5 protein-coding genes are annotated in these 3165 nt (G+C 65.0%); all 5 read right to left on the reverse strand.

The genetic code is table 11. From position 1 onward, the window contains the following. Positions 1–423: MFS transporter (locus MOV74_RS34630; RefSeq protein WP_246931466.1), on the reverse strand; the 423-nt coding region annotated here is incomplete at its 3' end. Between the two features lie 132 nt (positions 424–555). Further along, complete coding sequence (locus tag MOV74_RS34635; RefSeq protein WP_246931468.1) at positions 556–717, reverse strand: hypothetical protein; 162 nt, start codon at positions 715–717, stop codon at positions 556–558. Between the two features lie 67 nt (positions 718–784). Next, the gene (locus MOV74_RS34640; protein ID WP_246931471.1) at positions 785–1810 is read right to left on the reverse strand and encodes an aldo/keto reductase; all 1026 of its coding nucleotides are present in this window, start codon (positions 1808–1810) and stop codon (positions 785–787) included. A gap of 115 nt (positions 1811–1925) precedes the next feature. Beyond that, positions 1926–2156: a hypothetical protein gene (locus tag MOV74_RS34645; RefSeq protein ID WP_246931473.1), complete on the reverse strand. Its 231-nt coding sequence runs from the start codon at positions 2154–2156 to the stop codon at positions 1926–1928. A 166-nt stretch (positions 2157–2322) separates the two neighbouring features. Then, positions 2323–2961, reverse strand: coding sequence for an HAD family hydrolase (locus tag MOV74_RS34650; RefSeq protein WP_246931474.1), 639 nt, complete (start codon positions 2959–2961; stop codon positions 2323–2325). Between the last annotated feature and the right edge of the window lie 204 nt (positions 2962–3165).

The following is a 3165-nucleotide window of genomic DNA, read 5'->3' on the forward strand; positions in this document are numbered from 1 at the left end:
GAGCTGGCTGCGCGGATAGGTGAAGCGCACCAGCGCCGCGTTGACGCTCATGATGCCGGCCGCGCCGAAGCCCTGGATGATGCGCGCGATCGTCAGCAGCGGCAGCGTATGCGCCAGCGCGCAGAAGGCGGACGCCAGCGTGAACAGCACCAGCCCGACCAGATAGACGCGGCGATAGCCGACGATCTCGCCGAGCGAAGCCAGCGGCAGCAGCGAGATCGTGATCGCGAGCTGGTAGCCGTTGACGATCCAGATCGAAAAGGCCGGACTCGCATCCAGGTCGGCCGCGATCGTCGGCAGCGCGACATTGGCGATGGCGCTGTCGACCACCGCCATGATGATGCCGAGCGCAATGGTCAGCACCGCCTGGTTGCGCTGCGGCTGCGGCAGGCCGTCGGCATGCTCGATCGGGGCAGACGACATGATGGAGGCGCGCTTGATTCGAGCCGTGATTCATCTCCGAATAGGAAATTGCCGGATTGACGGCAACCCGTCAGGATACCAGCAGTTCCCGTAACGGCGCCGCGAACATGGATTTGGACGGCCGGCGCAGCCCTACCAGCGCGCTGTCGATTTTCCGAACATGTAGAGTGCGATGAGGCCGAACGTCACTGCCGTGGAGGAGATGATGACGGCGCGAACCCAATCGATCCGCTGTCGCTCCGCGCGGTTGAAATTGAGCACCATGAACAGGGCCTTCATGGCAAATCGGCGCATCGGGAGCCTCGCGACGGCCGCAGAATGTCACGGCCGATGCAAGCGGGCTTGATGCAGCTCAAGGGTCCTAGACCGCCGGCGGGTTCCGGTCGGTGAAGGTCGTCCGCTGGTGCCAGTAGGGGTAGGGCAGAGTGACCTTGCTCGCCGCGTCGAGCTTTGCGACCTGGTCCTTGGTCAGCGACCAGCCGACCGCGCCGAGATTTTCGCGGAGCTGCGTCTCGTTGCGCGCGCCGATGATCAGTGTCGACACGGTGGGGCGCTGCAGCAGCCAGTTCAGCGCGATCTGCGACACGCTCTTTCCGGTTTCCGTCGCGACCTCGTCGATGGCCTCGACGACACGATAGACGTGCTCGTCCGGCACCGGCGGGCCGAAATCGGCCGTCTTGGGCAGGCGGCTCACCTCGGGCTTCGGCTGACCCCGGCGGATCTTGCCGGTGAGGCGTCCCCAGCCGAGCGGCGACCAGACCACGGCGCCCAGCCCCTGGTCGAGGCCGAGCGGCATCAACTCCCATTCGTAGTCGCGCCCGATCAGCGAATAATAGGTCTGGTTGGCGACGTAGCGCGGGAAGCCATGCTTGTCGGCAACAGAGAGCGATTTCATCAGGTGCCAGCCGGAGAAATTCGAAACGCCGACGTAGCGGATCTTGCCGGCGCGCACGAGCACGTCGAGCGTGCCGAGCACCTCTTCGGGCGGAGTGAAGGCGTCGAAGCCATGAAGCTGGAACAGATCGATGTAGTCGGTGCCGAGCCGGCGCAGCGAACCGTCTATGGCTGCGAGCAGATGCTGCCGTGACGAGCCGATGTCGTTGGGACCGTCGCCGAAGCGGAAGGTTGCCTTGGTTGAGACCAGGACCTTGTCGCGGCGGCCTTTGATGGCTTCGCCGAGCACACGCTCGGACTCGCCGAGCGAATAGACGTCCGCGGTGTCGAACATCGACACGCCGGCCTCGAGACAGATGTCCAGCAGGCGCCGGGCTTCGGTCGCATCCGTCGTGCCCCACGCCGCGAGGCGGCCGACACCGCCGAACGTGCCGGTCCCGAGACTCAAGGCGGGCACCATGAGGCCCGACCGGCCCAAGCGTCGGTATTCCATCGATATGCTCCTCGGCTGACTGCTGATTGTTCGTCGCGGTCCTGGTGCCGAAGTTAGCGCAAGCGAACGCCTTGTCCTATCATGCGCTCACATACCGGCCCTGCTTGGGAGCAGCCTAGTCGTGCAGCAGCATGTCATCGAACGCTGCATCGGCGACCTGCGAGCGGACCGCTTTCGCCTGAGCCTCGCTTCTCGTTACAGGTGAGAGAAGGCAGGCGCGTTCGCTGTCATGCGCTGGCCGCGGCAAAAGTGTCAGGCCCCAGCCGACCAGAACCAGCACCGCAAGTCGGATCGCGATCACACCCAGCAACAGCTCCGATCCGCTTATCGTGGTGCGCGTCCTCATGTGCGCCAGCCTGATGCACGGAGCGCAACAAGACAATCTGGAATTGGCGAGCCTTGTCTTCGTCGCAAACGAAGGCTCGCGGCGATGACCGCTCGGCAACCGGCATGAGACAGAGTTGGTGGAAGCGCCTCGCCGCGCTCGAGCGCTGGGCGCAGTCCCTCGATGATCAGCCCACGCAATGTCCGAGCAATTCCGGATGCGCGGCGCAGATGTGATGCGCACCGGCGTCCCTGAGCTCGGCCTCGCTGCCATAGCCATAGAGCACGCCGATGGCGGTCATGCCGTTGGTGCGGGCGCCGACCACGTCATGGCTGCGGTCGCCGATCATGATCGCACCGCTCGCATCGACCCTGGTCTCGTCGAGCGCGTAGCGCAGCAGGTCGCGCTTGTCGACGCGCGTGCCGTCGAGCTCGGAGCCGAACACACGCTCGAAATAGGGCTTCAGGCCGAAATGATCGACGATGCGGGTGGCGTAGACCGCGGGCTTGCTGGTCGCGACGAACATGCGCGGCGTCGTCGCGGTCAGCGTCGTCAGCGTGTCCACGATGCCGGCATAGGCTTCGTTCTCGAACAGGCCGATATCGCTGAAGCGCTCGCGATAGAGCAGCAGCGCGCGGTCGGCGAGTTCGTCGGTTCCGGTGAGCTTCTTCAGGCTGGCATGCAGCGGCGGCCCGATGCACCAGGTCAGTTCGTCCTCGCTCGGCACCGCGACGTCCAGCCGCTCCAGCGCGTACTGGATCGAGCGCGTGATCCCCGGCTTCGGGTTGGTCAGCGTGCCGTCGAGATCAAAAAAGATTGTCACCATCCGGGCGGGACCTGCGTTGATACTGCCGTCTGTTGCTAGTTGGCTGGGGTTCCAAGTCAAGGTCCGATTTTGGTCGATTGCATCGATGCCATGCGAATAGCTCGGTTTATCGCTGTCTTGTGCCTGGCCCTCTGGCTGTCGCCGGCGCTCGCAGAGGAGGCGCCGCCGCCCGTCGCGCCTCCGAAGGCGGAGGAGCCCGCGAAG

Origin of the sequence: Bradyrhizobium sp. SHOUNA76 (genome assembly GCF_023006445.1) — a bacterium.
In the GTDB taxonomy this organism is placed as follows: Bacteria; Pseudomonadota; Alphaproteobacteria; order Rhizobiales; family Xanthobacteraceae; genus Bradyrhizobium.

Coding starts and splice junctions, on each gene's coding strand:
- MOV74_RS34645 (WP_246931473.1), bottom strand. CDS start 2,156: ATGAGGACGCGCACCACGATAAGCGGATCGGAGCTGTTGCTGGGTGTG.
- MOV74_RS34650 (WP_246931474.1), bottom strand. CDS start 2,961: ATGGTGACAATCTTTTTTGATCTCGACGGCACGCTGACCAACCCGAAG.
- MOV74_RS34635 (WP_246931468.1), bottom strand. CDS start 717: ATGCGCCGATTTGCCATGAAGGCCCTGTTCATGGTGCTCAATTTCAAC.
- MOV74_RS34640 (WP_246931471.1), bottom strand. CDS start 1,810: ATGGAATACCGACGCTTGGGCCGGTCGGGCCTCATGGTGCCCGCCTTG.